Below are 19,585 nucleotides of genomic sequence, written 5' to 3' on the forward strand. Positions count from 1 at the left end.
GCTATTCAAGATGCAATCGATGGAAAGCCATTTGTTCCAACGATTGTTTGATTTTAGGATTGCAAATTAATTTTTTGTATTAGAGTTGATAATACAGGATTGACGATAGTTAGGCTGAATAGTTACGAATATACTAAGTTCATTTTCTGTCAATTTTTGAAATATCATCTCAGCCATTTCTCTATCTGATCCAGCAAAAGATAGTGCAAAGTCATATCTTGATTCGAAAAAAATTGTTTTAAATCCCAAGGTTTGAGCAAATTTACTCCAAATTATGTTTCTTAAGAAGAAAATGAATTGTGGATCTTCGATTGTGAAAATATTAGATAAAGGGTCAAAATTGAATAAATTCTCAAATTCTGGGTGGGCATCCATGAACTTTTTAAGGTATCCTTTTTCAACAATTTGGCCAACACTTGATTTTTGATCAGTATATTTTCTAAGTTCATCTTCAATTGAAATTGACCATGATTCTGAATTTGTAACCCAATGAAGAATATGAAGATATGGAGCTCTCCCAGTTTTGTTTAATTTAGGACCTGATGCAAATGACTTTGTCGTAACCATGTATCTTGGTGTCATTCTTTCATAGACTGTTTGTTTTACGACTTCTAAGCTTACAAAAATATTTCTAAATTCATCAGTTTTTTCCAATAAATCATCATATAAACATGTTTCGTACGCTAACATTTGAGCTAAGTAAAAACTTCCATGAGATTCTTTAACAATTTCATTTTTAGAAGTAATTTCAATATTTAGTTCTTTCTCACCTTTTTCTAAGATTTCTTGAACTTTTGATTCTGGATTTATTTCAAATTTAATTATATCTATTCTATTTACCAAATCTTCTGCAAATCTGATTAAAGTTTCTCCTGCACGATTGATACCAACAATAACAATTTTAGTATCTACTACCTCTTCATCAGCTAATGTTTTTAAATAATCAGCAATCTTTTCCTTTAATTCGGGTGACAATCTGTGAAAATCATCTATCAAAACAGTTCCTAAATTTGTCTGTCCAATAATTTCTTCTATTCGTTCTAAGTCATTTTTTTTTCGAGCAGACAATTTTTCAGTAATTTCGTTCATACCTAGGTAATTTAATGCTTTTACAATTGCACAGGTTTTACCTATTCCTGAAGGTCCTTCTATCACAATTCCTCTACCCGGTGTCCTTAAAGATAAACAAATTCTATTATATTCAACAGGTTCAACAAAAGTATATGTTGGAACACCAGATATCTTGAATACTTCTTCCATTCCTAAAGTTGTCATATTTGCTCCTAAAATCGTTATATTGCGTGCTACATTATAAAAACATTTGGATATTCATTTTAGTTTATCATTTTTAGTTCATATGTTCGGATGGTGAGAATACCAACAAGCTCATAAATTCCCCTGCCCAATTCAACGCAGAGCAAGAATGATCAAACTAACACCTGCAATGAAACAGTACTATGATGCAAAGAAGCAACATAGTGATGCACTTATTTTTTTCAGGATGGGGGATTTCTATGAATCCTTCGGAGAGGATGCAAAGACCATTGCAAAAGAACTTGAGATAACACTTACAACGCGGGGCAAGGACATTGAGGGTGAGAAAATGCCCCTTGCAGGTATTCCCTACCATGCTCTCGATAATTACCTGCCGCGGTTGGTAAAGAAAGGCTACAAAGTAGCTATCTGTGAGCAGCTTGAAGACCCTAAAAAAGCAAAGGGCATTATCAAGCGTGGGGTTGTCAGGGTCGTAACGCCCGGCACTGCCATTGATACTTCGATGTTCACGGACCCGTCTAATAATTATCTCATGTCCGTTTCAGGTGGAGATGGAGATTACGGAGTCTCATTTTTGGATGTTTCCACAGGCGAGTTCCTGACGACACAGTTTGCTGATACGCCTCCTTATGACAGGATAGCCAGTGAAGCTGCAAGGATGCGACCTTCAGAGTGTATAATCTCACGGTCGATGTTCTCTGATGAAAGGCTTGTTGAAAGAGTGAAGGAGCTCAATGTGCTGGTACATGAGTTCAAGGATGAGGCTTTTGACATTGATTCTTCGAGGAAGCTTCTTGAAAGGCATTTCAATGTCTCCACACTAGAAGGAATGGGCTGTGCCGGCTTACCATATGCCACATCTTCTGCGGGAGCGGCACTTGATTATGCGTTGACCACCCAGATGAGGGAACTCGGGCATGTAAGTGAGTTGAGCACCTATTCGGATTCTGAGTTCATGATGCTTGACTCGATCACCCTGAGAAATCTGGAGATAGTCAAGAACGTGCGTGGGGAAGGGAACGATACTTCCATATTGAAGGTGCTCGATGATACCAATACACCCATGGGTGGCAGGTTGCTTCAGAAATGGCTTTTGAAGCCTCTCATCAATGTCGATTCCATCGACCACAGGCTGGATGCGCTGGAATGTCTGGCAAATGATACCATGCTGAGGTTCGATGTTCGCTCTCATCTGTCCTTTGTGAAGGACATAGAACGCCTTATAGGCAGAGTTGTTTACGGTAATTCAAATGCACGCGATCTTATCGCTTTGAAACGTTCTCTTGGTTCAGTGCCACAGATAGTCGAAAGTATGGGCGATGACCCCGGATGTGAGATGCTCAGGAATATCCGGGATGGTCTTCTTGAGTTTGACCAGCTTGAAAATATTGTAAAATTGATCGATGATGCCATCGTGGAAGAGCCTCCTGTAAGCATACGGGAAGGCGGGATGATCAGGTCCGGCTACAATGAGAAACTGGATGAGCTTAAGGGTATGTCCACTGGCGGAAAGACCTGGATAGCTTCGTTCCAGCAAAAGGAACGTGACAGGACCGGTATAAAATCGCTTAAGGTCGGCTATAATAGAGTGTTCGGATATTATATAGAGATCACAAAGGCCAATATCGCACAGATACCTGATGATTATATTAGAAAGCAGACAATGCGGAATGCTGAAAGGTTCTACACTCCAGAGCTTAAGGAATGGGAAGGTGTCATCCTTTCCGCAGACGAGAAGATCACGGCGCTTGAGAATGAACTGTTCACTGAGATAACTTCCAATATTGCTTCCCATGCGTCCGATCTGCAAAGGATAGCTGTTCTGATAGGGCAGTTGGATTGTACTGCAAGCCTTGCGGAAGTTGCAGTGAACAATAATTTTGTAAGACCTAACATAACCTCCGATTGCAAGATATTGATCCGTGAAGGCAGACATCCGGTGGTAGAGAAAACCGTGCGTGGCGGATTCGTGCCCAATGATACGGAAATGGATTGTGTGGATGAGCAGTTCATTTTGATAACAGGGCCTAATATGGCGGGTAAATCCACTTACATGCGTCAGGTATCCCTTATCATTATTATGGCACAGGCAGGTTCCTTTGTTCCGGCTTCCCATGCTTCTATCGGTATTGTGGACAGGGTCTTTACAAGGGTTGGTGCCTTTGATGACCTTGCAAGCGGGCAGAGTACCTTTATGGTAGAGATGGTGGAGCTTGCCAATATATTGAACAATGCAACCCCGAAGAGCCTTGTGCTTCTTGATGAGATCGGCAGGGGTACGAGTACTTATGACGGTTATAGTATCGCAAAGGCGGTGGTCGAATATATACACAATAAGGGCAGGGTAGGTGTACGCTCACTTTTTGCGACCCATTACCATCAGCTTACCAACATCTCTTCCAGTTTGAAAAGGGTGAAGAACTATCATATTGCGGTGAAGGAAGATGGCGATGACCTTGTTTTCCTCCGAAAGATCGTGCCAGGTGCCACTGATAAGAGCTATGGTATCCATGTTGCAAGGCTTGCAGGTGTGCCGCACAAGGTGACACAGAGGGCGAAGGAGGTCCTGCAGGATATTGAAGATGAAAGTGCCATCAGCAAGGAAAGCGATTCGAAGAGGGGCAGGAAGAAGAAGTCGGCACAGTATACCCAGTTAATGCTGTTCGATCCGGAGGGCTCGTCTGCACCTGTAGCTGAGCCTGACCCGGTTGTTGAGGAGCTGAAAAACCTTGATGTCAATAGTATGACCCCCATCGAGGCATTGAACAAGTTAAGTGAATTGCAGAAAAAGGCAGGTAATGGCGGGGAATGAAATGACCGAAGATAAGGGCGGTAAGATACGTGTTCTTGACGAGGCGACTATCAATAAGATAGCAGCAGGTGAGGTCGTCGAGCGTCCTGCTTCGGTGGTCAAGGAACTTGTGGACAATGCAATAGATGCAGGGGCTACTGAAATTCGGGTCGAGGTTGTGGCTGCCGGGACCGAGCTGATAACTGTCACCGACAATGGAAGCGGAATGCCTCGTGAGGATGCTGTTCTTGCTTTTACGAAACATGCTACCAGTAAGATAATTCAAATCGAGGATCTTGAGGAGGTTCTGACCCTCGGGTTCAGGGGTGAAGCCCTTTCTTCCATTGCAGCGGTGGCCAAGGTTTATCTGACGACTCGGCAAAAGGAGGAGATCGCTGGCACAAAGGTCGTTATAAGCGGAGGGTCGGTAGAGAATGTGGTGGAAGTGGGTGCTGCTCCGGGTACAAGTATCTCTGTGGAATCGCTTTTTTACAACACCCCGGCAAGGAAGAAGTATCTCAAAAGTCTGCGAACAGAGCTTGCACACATAACCGATATCGTTACAAGGCATGCATTCGGGCATCCTGATATTTCTTTTACTCTGATCAGTGACGGGAAGGTCCTTGTACGTTCCCCGACATCCGGCAATGTTCTTGATAGTATTATCCACCTTCTTGGAGTCGATATTGCAAAGAAGATAATCCCTGTGGATTTCAGGTCGGATATTGTGAACCTCTCAGGTTATATTTCCAAACCGGAAGTTACCCGCAGCGGAACTGACCAGCAGTTCTTTTTCATAAATGGCAGAGGCGTATCCTCAAAGAGCATAAGTAATGCTGTGAGGCTTGGATATTACAACCTCATTCCGAAAGGGCGTTATCCGGTTGCAGTTCTTGATCTGGGACTTGATCTGCGTGAGGTCGATGTCAATGTGCATCCCGCAAAAAGGTATGTGAGACTTAGTCATGAACGTGAGGTTTCTGATGCGGTCACTCTTGCTGTTGAGAACGCTTTGAAGGCGGATGATCTTGTCCCAAAGGTCTCTTTACCGGAAAACAAACCGGTACAGGCTGTTTTCAGTGAAGAGAGCAAGACCGGTACTGAAGTAATATCCACTGAGGGAGTGAGTATGAGTGTTCCGGTAGCAAAGGAAGCTGATGAGCCCTATCATGCCAGTGCAAGGGATACTGAAAAACGTTTGAAACGCTCGGAAAGGGTACTTTCAAAGACGGAAAAGAAGCCCGACAGAGCACCCACAGGTCTTGATAAGGCGAGGATAGTGGGGCAGGTAAATGAGCTTTACATTATCGTGGAACTTGAGGATGGGTTTATGATAGTCGATCAGCATGCTGCACATGAAAGGGTGATGTATGAACAGATACGGGATGGCAACAGTTCTGGGTGGCAGGAACTTATCACTCCTGTGATGCTCGACCTGACATCTAAAGAAAAGGTGCTGTTGGATGAGTATATCCCCCTCCTTGAAGAGATGGGATTTGCGATATCCGAATTCGGTCCTAACAGTTATGTTGTGACATCCATTCCTTCCCTTCTTGGAAAGCTGGAGAATACCGAACTGATCCATGACATAATCATGGATGTGCTTTCCAGTGGCAAGGTGAAGAGGGATACAGGTATGTTCGATACTCTCTGCAAAACAATGGCATGCCGTGCAGCTATAAAGGCAGGAGCAGGCTGCAGTATGGAACAGATGGAGAACCTGCTCAGGCAGTTGGATATGGCTGAGAACCCATATACATGCCCTCATGGGCGTCCGACTGTGATCTCATTTACAAAAGGGGAACTTGACAAATTGTTCAAGAGGACAGGATGAGTCTTTGGGCTTTTAGCGGTAACTTTTATAACCAACTAATATCGAATTACTGACAATGTCAATTATCGATCCAGTTAACAAATCAAAGGTCCCGCAAGAGTGGATCAATAGATCAAATATACCCAGTGATGAGCTTGAAGAAGGCATAATGAGCGGTATGCTGGTGGTTCTTAGTGATGGTTCTATTCTGAAACGAGGGTATACCACAGGTACAACTGCAACTGTTGCTGCCAAGGCGGCGGTGTTGTCACTCAAGAAAGAGATAGATCATGTATCTGTCTCGACACCTGTTGGACTTCGTGCCCACACGGATGTGAAAGCAAAGGATGGGCATGCTGTGGCAGTTAAATTGAAGAACGACCATGAGTCTGATATTACCCGCGGGCTTGAGTTCGTGGCAAGGGCAGTGGAGTCGGACAAGATCACTATAACCGCAGGCGAAGGTATCGGTATCGTTACAAGAGGCGGTCTTCAGTCAAAAAAAGGCTATCCTGCCATCAATCCAAAACCAATGCAGCAGATAATGGAGGCTGTTGCGGAAGCTGTGGAAGAGATAGGTATCAAGGGTGCCAGTGTGGAGATCTCCCTGCCCAGAGGTGCTGAGATCGCAAAGCAGACTCTGAACAGTCGCATAGGGGTTGAAGGCGGTATCTCTATCCTTGGAACCACCGGTTTCGTTGAACCCTGGAATGACCATCTGGGTGAGATGAAGAGTGACCTCATACGTGATGCTGCAAAAGTGGTTCTCACAACAGGTCGTATCGGTATTCGCTATTCTACAATGCTTTTCCCGGATTACACGGTAGTTCTTGCCGGCAGTCGCATATCCGAATTTATGGAATCAGCTACTGGCAAAGTGGCTATCTGCGGCCTTCCCGGTCTTGTCCTTAAATGGGGAGACCCTGACATGCTCAAGGACAGCGGGTTTGCTACTGTCTCAGAGATGATCGAAGTGGAGCCTGAAGGGGAACACATCAGGCGCGCCTTTGAAAAGACAGTCGAAAAGGGCAAAGGTGCACGAATTGTGGTCGTGGACAGGGACGGCACAGTTCTCATGGACAGCGGGGAACAAGAATGATAATCGCGGGTGTCGGTGTCGGACCGAACATGCTGACATTGGAGGCCATCGAAGCCATACGTAATGCTTCGGTAGTGTATGGTTCAAAGCGCTCGCTCGAGCTTGCAGAACCATATATTGAAGGTGAAGCCCATCTTATTAAGGACTACAAGGCTTTGCATGAGCTGCCAGAAGATGCTGTTGTTCTATCGACCGGCGACCCCATGTTCTCAGGGCTTGGTAAATTTGCAAGAGAAAGCGACAGGATCATTCCGGGCATCTCTTCGATACAGGTCGCATGTTCACGTTTAGGTGTCAGCCTTTCCAACATCACTGCAATAACTGCACATGGCAGAGATCCTGCTCCTGCAAGGAAAGCATTTATTCAGGAAATTGAACTGGGCAAGAATATCTTCATGCTTCCAGCAGACACTTTTGGTGTTGCGGAAGTAGCCGAAGTGCTTAAAGAGATGGGCGTTGATGCCAGGCTTTACGTGTGCGAGAACTTTGGTTATCCCGAAGAACGCATTGCAGGAGGCACTATATATGAGCCGCCAAAAGCGATGTCAGTGCTGCATTGTGTAGTTGTTGTAAGGTGATGTTCTCATTTTGTTAAACACAACCAGCGTATAACCCAATTAACTAACATAGAGCATCTATAACTATTTATATAACAGTTTCTTCTTACCTATGTCTTAATTCAAGTTACCTTGATTTAAGTTATTTAAGTTAGAAAAGGAGTAAACATCATGCATATATTCGAGGGTTTCTTGCCATCACCATGGTGGCAACTGTGGTTTGTATTCTCTATACCGGTCCTATTCTTCGGTATGCACAGGCTAAACAAGCTTGTATCTGAAAAGCGCGAGCTATTACCATTATTGGCAGTAGCGGGAGCATTCATATTCGTACTTTCATCTTTGAAGATGCCATCTGTCACGGGCAGTTCATCACATCCGACAGGTACCGGAATGGCAGCTATCCTCTTTGGTCCTGCTATCGCAGCGGTCCTGAGTACGATCGTCTTGCTTTACCAGTCAATTTTCCTTGCTCACGGCGGTCTTACAACACTTGGTGCAAATGTTGCATCAATGGGCATCATTGGTCCTGTTTTTGCATATGTGATCTATAAAGCAGGCATGAAAGCTAACATCAATTTCTATGTTGTTGTCTTCCTTGCTACAGCATTTGCGGATTGGGCGACATATGTTGTGACAGCCACACAGCTTGCGCTGGCATTTCCGGCAGAGGTCGGCGGAGTGGCTGCTTCACTTAAAGCGTTCTTGCTTGTGTTCGCTACAACCCAGGTGCCTCTGGCTATCATGGAAGGTGCATTGACAGCTCTTATCTTCAAGTATGTTATACAGGTCAAGAGCGATGCTCTTGTAGAGCTCAATGTCATCACAGAATCAGTTCTCAATAAGATCAAGGGGGCAAGCCAGTGAAAGGCGAGATCATATTTGGAGTGATAACAGTACTGTTCGTAGCATCATTCATGTATGGCATGGCAGCAAATCCGGATTCCGAGTTTGGCGGTGCCGATGGTCAGGCAGGAGATGTAATTGTAGAAATTAACAGCGAGTACGAGCCATGGACAGAAGACTCATGGATAAACTCTATTAAATTCGAGCCACCAGGCGGAGAAACTGAAAGCTTGCTCTTTGGACTTCAGGCAGCGTTCGGTGCGCTGGTCCTTGGATATTTCTTCGGTTACTACAAAGGTAAAGGACAGTCTAATTAAGACTGTTCTTTCCCCTCCTTCGTTTTTTCTTAGGGATTCTTTTTTATTTTAGTTCTTTCTTCTCTAAAGAAAAAACACAAAACGAATGTAACGGTGTGAACATAATATGATAAATATTCTTGATGATTATGCACTTGTGAGCCCCTTAAGGTATCGTAACAACTGGCTTAAGATAGCCATTGTTATGTTTGGTATTCTTGTAGGAGTTTCCTCACAGTCTTTCATTCCACCTTTTGCTATAGCATTGTGTATGAGCTTCGCAACGGTTCATTTTGGGAAGACTTCGTTTAAATTTTATCTGAAAATATTATCTGCACCTGCTGTTTTCGTGTTGTTAAGTGTTGTTATCATAGCCTTCTTCTTCGGTTCAGGTACTGAACTCTTTGGCTTTGATATTTTTAGTTACCATCTGGGAGTGAACACAGGCGGTCTTGAAATGGCATTGTTAGTGTTTTCGAGAACACTTAGCGGTATGTCTTGTTTGTTCTTCCTTGCACTGACCACCCCTATGGTGGAACTATTCTCAGTTCTTAAAGCTACAAAATTGCCGGATTCTTTTATTGAGATATCCATGATGATGTATCGATACATCTTTGTCTTCCTTGAAGTTGCATGGGGTATCAAATATGCACAGACGGTCAGGCTTGGGTACAAGGACTGGCGAACATCCCTTAATTCACTTGCAATGCTTTCTACCACACTTTTCATAAGGTCCTGGGAACAGGGAGAAAAGATATTCATCTCCATGAGTGCCCGATGTTATGATGGCAAACTTATTTTCTTTGAGGAAAAAAGACCGATCAGAGCGAATGAGCTAGTCTTGACCTGCACTTATTTTGCTGCGGTATTGGCACTGTGGTATTTAACAAGAATTCATTCTATATTTTAAGGTCTGTTGAGGTTAATAATATGATATTGGAAACTAAAGGCTTGAAGTATTCCTACCATGACGGGACCCAGGCCTTAAAAGGCATTGATGTAAAGATCGAGAAAGGTAAAAAAATAGCTTTTGTCGGAAAGAACGGTTCCGGTAAATCAACTCTTTTCATGTTGCTCAATGGAACCCTTAAGCCAAAAGAGGGAACGGTCTACTTCCATGGGAAACCCATGGAATATGATTCTAAGTCCCTGCGTGAAATACGCAAAAGTGTTGGCATTGTTTTCCAGAACTCAGATGACCAGATATTTGCCCCTACGGTATATCAGGATGTAGGGTTTGGACCTACCAATCTGGGTCATTCAAAAGAAGAAGTTGAGAAACTTGTGGAAAAAACCCTTGAATATATCGGAATAACCGAATTCAGGAACAAACCTCCTCATCATTTAAGCGGCGGGCAGAAAAAGAGAGTGGCAATTGCAGGTGTTTGTTCAATGGAACCAGATGTGATGATCCTTGATGAGCCTCTTGCGAACCTTGATCCTGTGGGTGCGGATGAGATCCTTGATCTGTTGAATGAGTTAAATCAAAACAACACCACTATGATAATTTCCACCCATGATGTGGAACTTGCATACAGTTGGGCAGATTATGTTTATTTCATGAACGAGGGTAATATTATTGGTGAAGGTGCTCCTGAAGATGTTTTCAAAGACATGGAGCTTTTAAAGAAATCTAACTTAAGGCAACCCCGTACACTTGAAATATACAATGAGCTTGAGAGAAGGAACCTTGCAACTCGTAACAGGTTTCCTACAAGTGTTCCTGAACTTGTCCATTCCCTTAAACCACCTGAACTGATGTGGATAGAAGTTTCTCCTGATGTCAAGGAAGGTGATGTTGTGAACCTTGGCATATTACATGGTGAATATGCTATCAACAGCCCTTATGAAGCAGTCAATGCAAAAGTGCTTCATATTCATCCGGAAGGACATGCAATTGCAGAAATGACACGGCATGGTATCAAGTCCGGTGGCATATTCATCTATGATATGGACAAATATGATGCTGGTCCTTTCAAGAGGATACTGGCTGAAGAGGATATCGATTCCATCGGAGCTATGGGCAAGAAGAGCAAGAGCCTTGCGGAAAAGCATCTTCTTGATCTTCAGATCACATCAGGTGTTATCGATAAGTCCATCCTTATGGCACTTTGTGGCAAGAGATCTATGATACTGACCTCAGGTGGAATGATCGAGCATGCTGTCAAACGTATTGATGAATATGCAGAAAACAGTGGAATTGCTATACAGTTGTCTCTTGTAAATTCTGAAAGGGAAGAGCTGGGCATCTAAGCTTCTTTTCTTTTTTTATTTTTACTTTTCTATGTTTCTTTTTTTCAAGAATTTGTGTATTCGTTCTTTTTAATGGGGTCAATATTTGTAAGATGACCTCCCTTCTTTTTATTGTAATATTCGTTTTACAAAAATAGCTTTGAAGGGGGCTTAAAGCTGTGGTTGATCATGGGGATGAAGATTGTATTCGGTGTCAGCGGTCATTTGCAGAAATGTGCAGCGAGATGGTCATAAGAGATTTTATGACAAAGGACCTTGTAACCATTTCTGAAAATGATAGCATTGACCAGATCCTTGAAACATTTGATAAATATCATTTTCACACATATCCGGTCGTAAATGAAGATAATGTCCTTGTGGGAACAATTGATCGGGATATTATATTGAAGATCCTTCTTGTACACAGGGCTCCCCGAATAGAGCACACTCACTTGAATGCAGTTGTTTTTCAGGGTGATACTGCAAAAGCTATTATGCTCTCACACCCGGTCTCAATATCTCCGGATGAACATCTTTGTGATGCAGTGGATATGATGCTCAAGCATAAGATCGATCGTTTTTGTATTGTTGACGATGGAAAACTGGTTGGTATTATTTGTAAACCCGACATTATAAAGGAAGTGTATAAATTAAGGGGTTCGGATTGAATGGAGGTCCTTCTTCATATTTTGCTCATACTTCTACTGGCTAAGCTTTTTGGTGAAATATTTGAAAGGGCAGGTTTTCCTTCAATTCTTGGGGAACTGCTTTCCGGTATGGTGTTAGGCACACTTTTGATACATCAGGGATCAGAAATACTGAAGTTCCTGGCTGAAATGGGAGCTATCTTCCTTCTGTTCACAGCAGGTTACAAGGAAGTCCATCTTCGTGATCTGAAGGAGTCATCTGCGAAAGCTTCTGTTGCTACAGTAGTTCAGATATTCGTTGCTTTCTCTTTTGGAGCGGCACTTGGTGCGTATTTTCATTTAAGTGTTCTTGAAAGCGTTTTTATAGGAGTTGCATTCAGCCCGACAAGTATCGGTGTTGTTGTCAGGACTCTCATTGACATGGATTATCTTTCGAGCAAACCAGGTTCCATGATGCTAACATCATCTATATTTGATGATATCATAGGGATATTTCTTCTTTCCATTGTAGTGACCATGGCAACCTATGAACACTTCCCCTCAGGGGTGCAAGTTCTAATAATATTGTTGAAGATGGTTGCCTTCGTGGCGATCATGTTCTTCTTAAGAAAATGGGTCTTTTCTAGGCTCTTTGATCAGATCCATAAGATGCATGTCAAGGAATCGATCTTTGCGTTTGTGATAGTGATCGCACTTTTCTCTGCGTACCTTGCAGAGGTCTTTGGCCTTCATGCTGTGATAGGTGCGTTCATTGGAGGGGTAATGCTCTCAGATGTTCCCCATGCGAAGATCGAGCATGTGCAAAGTAAGGTTACTGGGATTGCTTATGGTATTTTTGTTCCTATTTTCTTTGCATTTATTGGAATTTCCCTTAATATCGCCAGCTTACAAACAATAGGCCTCTTCTCCATACTTGTTGTTGTCCTTGCTCTTTCAGGAAAACTGATCGGGGGTTTTCTGGGAGGTCGCCTGATAGGTTTTGATAATTATGACAGTCTTATATTCGGAGTTGGGGTTATGCCAAGGGCAGGGGTGGAACTTGTATTGATCTCTATTGGAAAAGAGATGGGGATAATAGGGGATGAAGTGTTCTCAGCAATTGTCTTGATGGTGGCGGTATCAATTTTAGTTTCACCCGTCCTCCTTAAGAAGGCCATACAGTTCAAAAACAGGGCAAATTCGAACAATACTTAAACTCATCCGTCTAATAAGTTATTAAAGAAGTTGATCATTAAAATTGGGGGCTATGTATGGGATCAAACATATCGAAAGAAACTGGCAATAAATCGGGGAAAAGTCCGTTGGAAAAAGTTCTTGACAGGAAGGAAATACTTGAAAATATAATCGATCATAGTCCTGTTATTGCTTTTTTATGGACCGCAGATAACACTCCTGAGGAAAAGTGGCCAGTGGAATATGTTTCTGCAAACGTGACCCAGTTAGGTTATACTGGGGAGGATTTCATTTCTGGAAGACTTCTTTATGCTGATATTGTTTATGGGGAAGATTTGGATCGAGTTGAAAGGTCTCTCGAAAAAAGTCGTGTGGAAGGTAAGAGCTTCTTTGATCAGGAATACCGTGTCGTTCTGGCATCAGGTGATATTCGCTGGGTCGATGAAAGGACATATCTCCAGCGGGATGAGAATGGTACTGTGACCCATTATCAGGGTACTATTTTTGATATTACTGACCAGAAGAACAATGAACTGTTGTGTGAGAAAGCGTTGAAGGAACAAAAGGACCTTGAGGATATCATCAACAATAGTTCTACGATGGTCTTCCTTTGGAGGGCGGAGGAGTTCTGGCCGGCTGATTATGCTTCGGATAATGTCTCAAGACTTGGGTATAGTGCAGAGGATTTCGTACTTGGAAGAATTGTTTATGGGGATCTGATCCATCCGGACGATTATAATGCTGTTAAAGACGAGCTTGACCAGAGGTCCAGGGAAGGATATGATGATTATACCTAGGAGTATCGCTTATTGACAAAAGCAGGGGAACTGTTGTGGGTCAATGAGAAGACCTTTATCAAAAGAGATTTGAACGGCAATGTAACACATTTCCAGGGAATTGTTCAGGATATCACAAAACAAAAGGTGAGTGAGATCGCATTGGATGAGGCTCTGGTAAAGCAGAACGACCTCCTTTCAAGGAAACAGGCACTTGAGACTATCGTAAATCATAGTCCTGTGGTCGCTTTTCTTTGGAAGGCCGGTGAGGATGATGAAAAGGAGCTGTGGCCGGTGGAGTTTGTGTCGGATAATATCACTCAGTTTGGCTATGATGTGGATGATTTCCTCTCGGGTGATCTTCTTTATGGGAATATTATCCATGCTGATGATCTGCCTGAGGTGCAGCTCGAACTTTCGGATATATGCCAGGAAGGTGGGAAGATGTTCGTAAAGGAATATCGTATATTGACCCGTTCAGGCGATATCAGATGGGTGGAAGAACAAACTTTCATACAGCGGGATGATGAGGGTAAAGTGACCAATTATCAGGGAGTTATCCTGGATATAACAGAACGCAAGGGAAGTGGTTGCTGATCGGACATCTCAGTTTTGTCGGTAGGATAAGCTAAATTGAAAAAAGGTAGAGTGCGAAGTCAGTAAGCGACTTCGTACCTGAATCCAAATTCAACGGCGTAGTCAAGGAAGAAAGCCTTTGTTGGCTCTACTTTTATAATGACATTGTCCGGGTTCTTTGGTAGTTCCTTCATGAACGGGAATTTTTCTAGCATTAACTGGAATATCTGCCCCAATTCTGCTTCATCTGTCACAAATGATGCTTTGCCTTCCATTTGAATGCCTGTGATGTTCATTACATCAGATCCGTCTTCATCGACTGTGAATGCGACGTTTGGGTTCTGTTCGATATTACGGAATTTCCTTGTGGTATTCCCTGTTCCGAAATAAACGACCGGGCCAGCTGATGCAAAAGCCATGCTGTGGACCATTGGTCTTCCTTCCGGGCTAACGGTTGCAAGGTTTAAGTATGGGTGTTTTTTCAGGTATTCATTGATCCTTTCTTTTATCTCTAAGTCACATGCCATGGTAGTACCTCCACAATAGTAAGATGATTCATTAGTGGTAAAAGAAAATTGTCTGTACAGTTATTTAGCTTTACCTAAATGGACATTGGTGGGGATGGCGCAAGTTCTCTTTTGAAACTGATGGCAAATCAAGAAATACTATTGTAACATATTTAATTTGGAGTGTGTGTTTCATTGAGATATGAAAATACTGATATCGAGTCTGTTTTTGCTGAAGTCGGTAGTTCCAGATCAGGTCTTTCTGAGACCGATGTGAAAAAAAGGCTACAGGTATCAGGTTTTAATGAGCTTCAGGAAAAAGTGAGGATCACACCTTTAAAAGTACTGTTAAGGCAGTTCACTAATTTTATCGTCTGGGTCCTTTTGGCAGCGGCTGTGATCTCTCTTATGATAGATGAGGTTGTGAACTTTGGTGTCATCATCTTTTTAGTTGCTTTTGTTATTGTTCTTGGTTTCGTTCAGGAATATAAGGCTGAAAAGGCCATGGAAGCGCTTAAAAAGATGGTGCAGCCCACAACTCATGTTGTCAGGGATGGTACTGTGGCAGAGGTTCCCACCCGGGATGTCGTTGTGGGGGATGTCCTTGTTATGGAGACCGGTGATAAGGTCGCAGCGGATGCTTTTGTTTTTGAGATAATGGGGTTGAAAGTGGACGAATCCGCAATAACCGGTGAGAGTTTTTCGATTGAAAAAGGTATCGGGGATCTTATTTTTTCGGGTACTCAGATAGTACACGGTAAGTGCAAAGCAGTTGTAACAGCCACTGGTATGCAGACCCGGTTAGGTGGTATCGCTTCTATGATACAGGAAGATGAGGTTATGACCCCTCTCCAGCAAAAGATCAACGAGCTGTCAAAGCATTTAGCTATCATTGCTCTTGTTGCTTCTGGTCTCACTTTTGTTCTGGGTTATGCCACAGGTGCACCGTTCGAAGAGATGCTTATCATTGCTCTTGCACTGGCAGTGGCTGCTGTTCCTGAAGGGTTGCCCCTTACTATGACTATAACGCTTGCCTATGGTATGCATCGTATGGCAAAACATAATGCCATTGTCAGGAGGATGCTGGGGGTTGAGACCCTGGGTTCCACTACTGTGATATGTACTGATAAGACAGGAACATTGACGAAGAACGAGATGACGGTGGAGAAATTATTTGTCAATGGCCAGTTCTTTGATGTGACTGGTATCGGGTATGAGCCCGAAGGTGCTTTTTTAAAAGATGATGTGGAAGCAGATGTAAGTGAGAACAAGGCGCTTTGGACTTTGCTTAATGGCATATCCTTATGTAATAATGCTTCGCTGGTCCAAAGGCACGGGGAATGGGAAGTTTCAGGTGATCCTACCGAAGTATCACTTATTGTCGCTGCAGCGAAAGCAGGGTTATGGAAAGATGATCTTGAGGTGGAATATGAGAAGGTACATGAGATCATGTTCACTTCTGAAAGAAAGCTCATGACAACGATCCATGAAACCCCTGGGGGCAGGTTGGCATTTTGCAAAGGGGCTCCTGAATTTGTTCTTGACAGATGTGTTTCGATAGAGATGGATGATGGTGTCCACGATCTGAGCGATGCGGACGTCAAAGGGATACTTGATGAGAATAATGGGCTTGCAGGTTCTGCGTATCGTGTGCTTGGTGTTTCTTATCGCAAATTATCTGAAGGTATGGCAGTTGAGGATTCGGAGAAGGGCCTTATTTTCGTGGGACTTGTGGCAATGATCGATCCTGTGAGGAAAGAGGCTAAGGAATCGATAGCCCTGTGCAAGCGGGCAGGTATAAGGGTCGTGATGATCACAGGCGATAATGAGGAGACGGCTAAAGCCATAGGGAAAAAGATCGGGCTGATCGCTGATTATGACGGTTCTCTGGATGGTATGGATGAAAGGCTTCATGCTATTATCAAAGATGGTTCCATTACCGGAAGTGAGCTTCTGTCCCTTGATGATGGGGATTTTGATAAGTTGGTAGAGGGTATCAGTGTTTATGCAAGGGTCATGCCTGAGCAGAAGTTGAGGATAGTGAAGGCATTGCAGAACAGGGGTCATATTGTTGCCATGACAGGAGATGGTGTTAATGATGCTCCGGCACTTAAGAGGGCAGATGTTGGTATCTCCATGGGGATAAAAGGTACGGATGTTGCTAAAGAGTCCAGTCTTATGGTCTTGCAGGATGATAATTTTGGGACCATCGTGGAGGCTGTGAAACGTGGTCGTACTATTTATGAGAATATTGAGAAATTTACGACATATCTTGTTTCGAGAAATTTTACTGAGATAATCCTCATTATGTTGGGTATTATCCTTTTAGGGTTCGATCTTGTCCCCCTTCTTGCATTACAGATACTGTTCATTAATATGTTCGGTGAGGTCATGCCGGCAATAGCGCTGGGGCGTGACCCTGTGCGAGATGAGGTAATGTATGAAGGTCCGAGAAGACCTGGGGAGAAGATACTCAATAGAAGGAATCTGATGTTAGTGGTCAGTATAGCTGCTCTTATGGGGGTTGTTTGTTTCCTCGTGTTCGTACTTTCCAATCCTGCCGGTGATCTTGAGAAAGCTCGTACGCTGACGTTTGCAACGATAGTTAGTATGATCCTTTTCATTCCGTTCGTGTTCAGGTCATTGACATCTTCCTTTTTGAGTGTGGGTGTCTTCACTAACAAACTTATGCTTATAGGGGTGGCAAGTACGTTTTTGTTGACCATGGTTGTAATGTATGTAAGACCTCTTGGGCAGTTGTTCGACCTTGTGCCTTTGAGTTTGATGGATTGGTTCATTCCAATATCTGCTGCTTTTTTGACCATGGTAATGGCAGAGTTGGTCAAGAAGGTTTTACCGGTAGATCGGGAAGTCCAATGGAATAATTTTAAAAGAGATATTTGAATAATAATATAATTGAATTTGTTGTATTCAGGTGATCAGGATGAATTATATGTGTACGATATATGAGGGTCAAATGAACCGTTGGAGGTATCGGCTATTAAAAAGCGTGATAATTATGGGCGTGACCTTGTGATCTATAAATGTATTGAATGTGGTAACGAAGATATATATCCTGACCTATGATTGTCTTTAAGAAAAGCAACGACATCCCTTAATTGGGATGTCTGTTGTTGTTATTTTTCTTTTCTGAATTTTCAGAATGATGTATACACTTCTTCGTGTGGGTGTATTACAAAACCTTCGGGAGTGATGTCATATGGGTGGAGTTTCTTGCTGTGATTTGAACCACGCATCTTGAATATTTCCATGGTTCGTGTGCGGACGTTATCGTGCATGGCGTTATGCAGCACAACGGTACCGTCTGTTACAAAAGTTTCTACACCGAACCTTGCAGGGCTATTTTCATCTACGATCTCACATGTCATTAGTGAGGTAAGTCCTATTACTTCCAGTGTGGTGCTAAGTTTTAGCAGTTCCACACGTATCTTTGCAGGGTCATGGAGATAGAAGCTGATCGAGGTAGTGGAATCGATGAGGGCTCTTTTGGCGTTGATCTCTTCCTGTGTTGAGATGATCTGGTCCATCATTGAACGTGTGTCGAATGGTCTGACATCGACATATTTTTCCTGTGATGGGATTCCGATCTTGGTAGAACATGCATCGATGATAACGAGCTTTCCTTCGTCTTCGAGGGCTTGAAGGTCCCAGCCGAATTTCATTACGTTCTCACGTATCTGCTCTGGTCTTTCTTCGGTTGCAACGATTATACCGTTCTCGCCGTATTTTGTTATACCATTATATATGTACTGCACCGAAAAGTTAGTTTTTCCGGCTCCTGAGGTGCCTGATACAAGGTATGAGCGGTCACGAATGAGCCCGCCTCCGCATAGTTCATCAAATCCGGGAATCCCGGTCTTGACCCTATTCATTTCGTCTTCCATTGAGATCTCTTCAGAACCTGAACCTTCGAACATTATCTTTTCACTCCTCGCCTTATATAATGTACACGTTGTTTTGAAGTTGGTATTCCAAACGCATATTTTAAACAATTATAGGTAAATAACACGTATATGATGCTAAATAGGGTTTTTTGCTTTATTTATAATATACATGAAGTACATATAAATTTATTGAAGGTGGCTTAATAACGATTGGCTAAAAATGGACTTAAATGGTCCATGTGTGATAAATCGACAATTTACGAACTCAAATTGACCATATTTAACCCCTTTATATCAATTTGGCATGTTTTTCTTCGACATTTACCGTAATTTGCTTCGATATTTACTAATGCCTCGCTATAAATCTGTTAAATGAGACCACAAAAGATTTAATAGGCAATTCTCTTATTAGACAGATGTAATCCAATATGACGGGATTCAGAGGGTGATGATGACTCTTTCGGCAATGAACGTATTTGTGCATTGTTTGAAAGAATGATACTCGGTAATTCGTTTATCTTGATTCTGACTCACTAACTTATATACATTCAATAATGGAGGAAAATAATGAAAAGCTTTATAGCAATCTTAATGGCTGCTTTAATGGTACTGAGCTTTGTTTCAGTAGCAAGCGCAGCTGACACTATTGAGATTCGCAGTCCTGTATTCGATGCAGGAGCTAGCGACGATCTTAGTGCTATCGATGTTAACTACACCGATTATACAACATTCGCAGCATTCTACTACGATATTGATGATGGAATCGGTTCCGAAAAGATCAGTTTCGTAAAAGAGACCGGTAACACAATAACAGATGGCAACCTCGTTTACACTGCAAATATGCAGCCAGTATCATATGAATATGAGGGCTGGGCAGGCGAAACATTCGATAAGATGGGATTCCTTGCACAGGAATTTATTCCTGTAGATGGAGATGCACAGCTTCTGTCCAAATTGATCCTTGACGATGATGAGAAGTACACCATGCGTGTCGGTGAGACACTCGATCTCGGTGAGGGCTTTGCTCTGACTCCAAAGCAGATCGATGTTGAGGGTGACAAGGTATGGCTCGAGCTCACAAAGGACGGCAAGT

General features: G+C 42.9%; 17 protein-coding genes. 14 read left to right on the top strand and 3 right to left on the bottom strand.

The annotated features are described in order from the left end of the window. Positions 1-66: 66 nt before the first annotated feature. The gene (locus KDK67_RS10835; protein ID WP_250868819.1) at positions 67-1,275 is read right to left on the bottom strand and encodes an ATP-binding protein; all 1,209 of its coding nucleotides are present in this window, start codon (positions 1,273-1,275) and stop codon (positions 67-69) included. A 148-nt stretch (positions 1,276-1,423) separates the two neighbouring features. On the opposite strand from KDK67_RS10835, the gene mutS reads away from it, so the two are divergent. From mutS to KDK67_RS10895, 12 genes are all read left to right on the top strand, one after another. Beyond that, positions 1,424-4,087, top strand: coding sequence for a DNA mismatch repair protein MutS (gene mutS, locus KDK67_RS10840; protein WP_250868820.1), 2,664 nt, complete (start codon positions 1,424-1,426; stop codon positions 4,085-4,087). Position 4,088: 1 nt separating this feature from the next. Further along, the gene (gene mutL / locus KDK67_RS10845; RefSeq protein WP_250868821.1) at positions 4,089-5,900 is read left to right on the top strand and encodes a DNA mismatch repair endonuclease MutL; all 1,812 of its coding nucleotides are present in this window, start codon (positions 4,089-4,091) and stop codon (positions 5,898-5,900) included. Between the two features lie 61 nt (positions 5,901-5,961). Further along, positions 5,962-6,978, top strand: coding sequence for a cobalt-precorrin-5B (C(1))-methyltransferase (locus tag KDK67_RS10850; RefSeq protein WP_250868834.1), 1,017 nt, complete (start codon positions 5,962-5,964; stop codon positions 6,976-6,978). Further along, on the top strand, positions 6,975-7,556 hold the full coding sequence (locus KDK67_RS10855) for a cobalt-precorrin-7 (C(5))-methyltransferase (protein WP_250868822.1): 582 nt from the start codon (positions 6,975-6,977) through the stop codon (positions 7,554-7,556). Before KDK67_RS10850 ends, KDK67_RS10855 begins: the two co-directional genes overlap by 4 nt. Positions 7,557-7,706: 150 nt before the next feature. Continuing rightward, positions 7,707-8,402: an energy-coupling factor ABC transporter permease gene (locus tag KDK67_RS10860; RefSeq protein WP_250868823.1), complete on the top strand. Its 696-nt coding sequence runs from the start codon at positions 7,707-7,709 to the stop codon at positions 8,400-8,402. Then, positions 8,399-8,698, top strand: coding sequence for an energy-coupling factor ABC transporter substrate-binding protein (locus KDK67_RS10865; RefSeq protein ID WP_250868824.1), 300 nt, complete (start codon positions 8,399-8,401; stop codon positions 8,696-8,698). Before KDK67_RS10860 ends, KDK67_RS10865 begins: the two co-directional genes overlap by 4 nt. 106 nt (positions 8,699-8,804) lie before the next feature. Further along, positions 8,805-9,587: a cobalt ECF transporter T component CbiQ gene (cbiQ, locus tag KDK67_RS10870; protein WP_250868825.1), complete on the top strand. Its 783-nt coding sequence runs from the start codon at positions 8,805-8,807 to the stop codon at positions 9,585-9,587. A gap of 20 nt (positions 9,588-9,607) precedes the next feature. After that, positions 9,608-10,930, top strand: a complete 1,323-nt coding sequence (locus tag KDK67_RS10875; RefSeq protein WP_250868826.1) for an energy-coupling factor ABC transporter ATP-binding protein — start codon at positions 9,608-9,610, stop codon at positions 10,928-10,930. Between the two features lie 158 nt (positions 10,931-11,088). Beyond that, positions 11,089-11,577 (top strand): CBS domain-containing protein, encoded by a 489-nt coding sequence (locus KDK67_RS10880; RefSeq protein ID WP_250868827.1) that lies wholly within the window; start codon positions 11,089-11,091, stop codon positions 11,575-11,577. After that, on the top strand, positions 11,578-12,750 hold the full coding sequence (locus KDK67_RS10885) for a cation:proton antiporter (RefSeq protein WP_250868828.1): 1,173 nt from the start codon (positions 11,578-11,580) through the stop codon (positions 12,748-12,750). Positions 12,751-12,806: 56 nt separating this feature from the next. Then, positions 12,807-13,526, top strand: coding sequence for a PAS domain-containing protein (locus KDK67_RS10890; protein ID WP_250868829.1), 720 nt, complete (start codon positions 12,807-12,809; stop codon positions 13,524-13,526). 12 nt (positions 13,527-13,538) lie between these two features. Continuing rightward, complete coding sequence (locus KDK67_RS10895) at positions 13,539-14,102, top strand: PAS domain-containing protein (protein WP_250868830.1); 564 nt, start codon at positions 13,539-13,541, stop codon at positions 14,100-14,102. Positions 14,103-14,161: 59 nt separating this feature from the next. Here KDK67_RS10895 and KDK67_RS10900 read toward each other — a convergent pair whose 3' ends face one another. After that, positions 14,162-14,608 carry a pyridoxamine 5'-phosphate oxidase family protein gene (locus KDK67_RS10900; protein ID WP_250868831.1) on the bottom strand — a complete coding sequence of 149 codons (447 nt, stop codon included), beginning with the start codon at positions 14,606-14,608 and terminating at the stop codon, positions 14,162-14,164. A gap of 174 nt (positions 14,609-14,782) precedes the next feature. On the opposite strand from KDK67_RS10900, the gene KDK67_RS10905 reads away from it, so the two are divergent. After that, positions 14,783-17,491 carry a cation-translocating P-type ATPase gene (locus tag KDK67_RS10905; RefSeq protein WP_250868832.1) on the top strand — a complete coding sequence of 903 codons (2,709 nt, stop codon included), beginning with the start codon at positions 14,783-14,785 and terminating at the stop codon, positions 17,489-17,491. A 254-nt stretch (positions 17,492-17,745) separates the two neighbouring features. Here the strand turns inward: KDK67_RS10905 and KDK67_RS10910 are convergent, their stop codons facing one another. Continuing rightward, entirely contained in the window at positions 17,746-18,525 is a 780-nt protein-coding gene (locus tag KDK67_RS10910) for an ATPase domain-containing protein (RefSeq protein ID WP_250868833.1), read from the bottom strand. Positions 18,526-19,059: 534 nt separating this feature from the next. Between KDK67_RS10910 and KDK67_RS10915 the strand changes: the two genes are divergently transcribed. Next, the coding region (locus KDK67_RS10915) for an S-layer protein domain-containing protein (RefSeq protein ID WP_276575137.1) at positions 19,060-19,585 on the top strand (526 nt) is incomplete at its 3' end.

The organism is Methanococcoides seepicolus (assembly GCF_023684405.1).
In the GTDB taxonomy this organism is placed as follows: domain Archaea; phylum Halobacteriota; class Methanosarcinia; order Methanosarcinales; family Methanosarcinaceae; genus Methanococcoides; species Methanococcoides seepicolus.